Below are 2,627 nucleotides of genomic sequence, written 5' to 3' on the forward strand. Positions count from 1 at the left end.
AGCGGTAGGCTGCCTTGGTATTCGCCCAATCCTGGCAGACGAGCGGATTGCTTTGTCCCATGGCGCTTGTGCGTGAGCAGTTTGCGGAATCTGTCGCCGAGCCGCGCGTCCCTAAACTCGAACTCACCAATCTCTCGATCAATCCAACATTCACCTTCCAAGGATGGCACGCTGCCTTGTGGTCAAAAGTTATTGAAAGCCTCACCGTACGGCTACATTCTCGCTTGTAGTGCGCTTCCGGCGCTCAGATCGCGGCGAATCGTGCGTTTTGGGGGCGAGCAGCTTGACGGGATGAATCGATGCATAACGCCAAATGCATCGCACACTTCTTCGCGAGCTCTGGGTGCACTTCCTGGGCAATGCGCTGGAGTACGCCGGCAAGAGCGGGCGGCGCGTCGTCTCCGGCTTCATCGCCACCGGTTTTGCCCGGGGCGATGCCGCGTCCGCCAGCGCACCAGCGACGCCGGGTTGCCGATCATTGTCGCTCGATGGTGTTGACGCTTGCTACCTTCCTGCAGAAGGCCCAAACCGATGTCGTTGCCCAGATGAGGTTCACGCCACGCAACCGTTTTTATTGATCTCCCACGCATTCCTGCTGATCAATCCGTGATGCAGACGTCTCACATTGAGTCAATGGCCGCTCTTCGGGCAAGCAGACGTTAGCCTGGGCCGTCCGGCTGCTGGCGACACTTACGCCTCGCCGAAGCTGATCTGCGTCTCGTTTGTGGATGCCGGCGTCTCGCCTAATCTGAGCAGCTCGCGAAATGTCAGTCCCTCTCGCGGACTACCAGTTCGTCCACTCATTCCCAGCCGTGCGCACTACCACCCTCCGTCTGCGAATACTGCAACGGCTACGTCTCATTTGCGGCGAGATGGATCTGCACCGTTCGGAACGTCGCCTCTATGTCGGAAAACAAGACCGGCAACTTAGGAGTCAGTTGTTTATTGTTGTGTCCGATGAACTGGAGAAATTCTTCACTGTACATGTTCACATAGCTAAGCTTGCTGATTGCTGCATCCGACAACGCCGGGATTGACGAGAAATCCACTATAGTCCGTGGCTCCAATCGTAGAAGCCGGTCCTGAAGGACGGCCTCGTATTCACCATCTACGTCCGCGGTTGCAATGACGACGATCGAACGTGGTTCGCGTTCTTGGCCAATTTCTTCCGGGCGCATGGGCGCGACTTCTATATCGGCGTGAGGTCGCAGACGTTTGCGAAGAGCCTTAGGATTCCGCGTTACGACTATAGTAGACCGGAATCGTTCTCCCACGCCGCTCCTGATCAACCCGCGACCCAGCATACCTGCCCCGATGACGTAAAGTCGATCGGGTGGCTCTCCATCCGCAAATCGATCAGCTATGATGTGTCGCACAATCTGATCATAGTTGAATGACGCGATAAATCTCTGCCGCTCGCGCGCGGCACGACCGATATCAAGCGCGAACCGTGCGACCTGGGAAATCGGAAACGTTGAATGTACAAGTTCGATGGACTTCGCGAGCTGATGGCCGACGTAACTCTCACCGAGGATCTGGGAGTGAGCGCTGGATGCAATTTCAGCGAGACGTCGGGCAATTGCGGCTGGACCTTCGATGTGTTCGTATGGGAGACCGGAGAATATAGTGCTATCGATATTTCTAAGAGCTGCCCCGTCGCCATAGGCTTCAACTCGTACGCAGGTTGCGAGCAGAAGAATTCCACTTCTCGCAAGGTCTGTCGCGAGTGGCTTAATCTTCGCCGAAAGCTGCGCCATCGCGAAGGGGGTGGTCATCTGGTGATCAATATAAATGCCATGGAGCTCGGTCATCGTTCACTTTCTGAAGTTCATTGAAGCTCAAGCGGGAGTTGACCGCGAACGGCTTACTGTCCGACGTCTTCCACCGACGTTTGCCGCGAGATGCAGGCCCGTATTCCGAGCTTCGAGTCGCGGATTAGGTGGGTCGAGCCGGCTTCGGCTCGCACCCGACATGAGAGTCGTCCGCCCAGGCGATGCACGTCTTTGTGAAGGGAGGTATTTTGCCGATAGTTCCCTTAGAATGCGACCTGACACGTTGATTGCGTTCGTGCATAGAGCGTGCCGTTTTGGTTGGTAGCCCGGCCCCGGCAGCGAGAGAACTCCAAAAATCGTGCCAACTGGGCGGAAGGAGCTTAGGAAATACGTTTCTGCATTTTGGTCTACGGCCTGGCGAGCGTGCGGAAGGAGGCGGACCAAATACCGCTGAGTCCTGAGTTCGACAAACCCGACAGTGTCGTTTCCCGCGTGCCCGAGGAATAGCGGATCTTCCGCAGGAGAGCCGGCACTCTCATCGGAGCATTTGTCCGCTGTCGGACATGCGACATGGCAGCAGGCGAGTCATCCTTTTGCTTTTAAAGACCTCTTCCATTTGGCTCGGTAAATGCAGGACTATCCGCGAACTCGGCACGGGCTGGAACGAAGCGACCCAATGATGACGCTCTCCACCGAAGCCGAGAAGGCCTCATTTCCTGCTACCGAGCGTCCGGTTGCCATCGCCAAGCCGCTCGCGATGCAGCCCATCATCATGTTATTCGACGAGCCGACATCGGCGCTGGATCCGGAACTGGTGGGAGAAGTGCTCGCCGCGATTCGCCAGCTCGCCGCCGA

The 2,627-nt window shown here is 56.9% G+C and carries 4 protein-coding genes and 1 pseudogene; 3 read left to right on the plus strand and 2 right to left on the minus strand.

The window, feature by feature from the left end:
* A partial coding sequence (locus tag AC0L27_RS40900; protein ID WP_473323735.1) for a transposase DNA-binding-containing protein occupies positions 1-61 on the minus strand: 61 nt, incomplete at its 3' end.
* A 252-nt stretch (positions 62-313) separates the two neighbouring features.
* Between AC0L27_RS40900 and AC0L27_RS40905 the strand changes: the two genes are divergently transcribed.
* Positions 314-610, plus strand: coding sequence for a hypothetical protein (locus AC0L27_RS40905; protein ID WP_473323729.1), 297 nt, complete (start codon positions 314-316; stop codon positions 608-610).
* Positions 611-851: 241 nt separating this feature from the next.
* Here AC0L27_RS40905 and AC0L27_RS40910 read toward each other — a convergent pair whose 3' ends face one another.
* Positions 852-1,178 (minus strand): hypothetical protein, encoded by a 327-nt coding sequence (locus AC0L27_RS40910; protein ID WP_473323731.1) that lies wholly within the window; start codon positions 1,176-1,178, stop codon positions 852-854.
* Between the two features lie 300 nt (positions 1,179-1,478).
* On the opposite strand from AC0L27_RS40910, the gene AC0L27_RS40915 reads away from it, so the two are divergent.
* Both AC0L27_RS40915 and AC0L27_RS40920 read left to right on the plus strand, forming a co-directional pair.
* Positions 1,479-1,835 (plus strand): hypothetical protein, encoded by a 357-nt coding sequence (locus AC0L27_RS40915; RefSeq protein ID WP_473323733.1) that lies wholly within the window; start codon positions 1,479-1,481, stop codon positions 1,833-1,835.
* 661 nt (positions 1,836-2,496) lie between these two features.
* Positions 2,497-2,627 (plus strand): annotated as a pseudogene (locus tag AC0L27_RS40920) (amino acid ABC transporter ATP-binding protein); the annotation flags it as partial.

Source organism: Bradyrhizobium sp. Ken51 (assembly GCF_055807435.1).

Excerpts from the sequence above, each read along its gene's own strand:
- AC0L27_RS40915 (WP_473323733.1), top strand. The coding sequence starts at position 1,479 with ATGTACAAGTTCGATGGACTTCGCGAGCTGATGGCCGACGTAACTCTC.
- AC0L27_RS40910 (WP_473323731.1), bottom strand. The coding sequence starts at position 1,178 with ATGCGCCCGGAAGAAATTGGCCAAGAACGCGAACCACGTTCGATCGTC.
- AC0L27_RS40905 (WP_473323729.1), top strand. The coding sequence starts at position 314 with ATGCATCGCACACTTCTTCGCGAGCTCTGGGTGCACTTCCTGGGCAAT.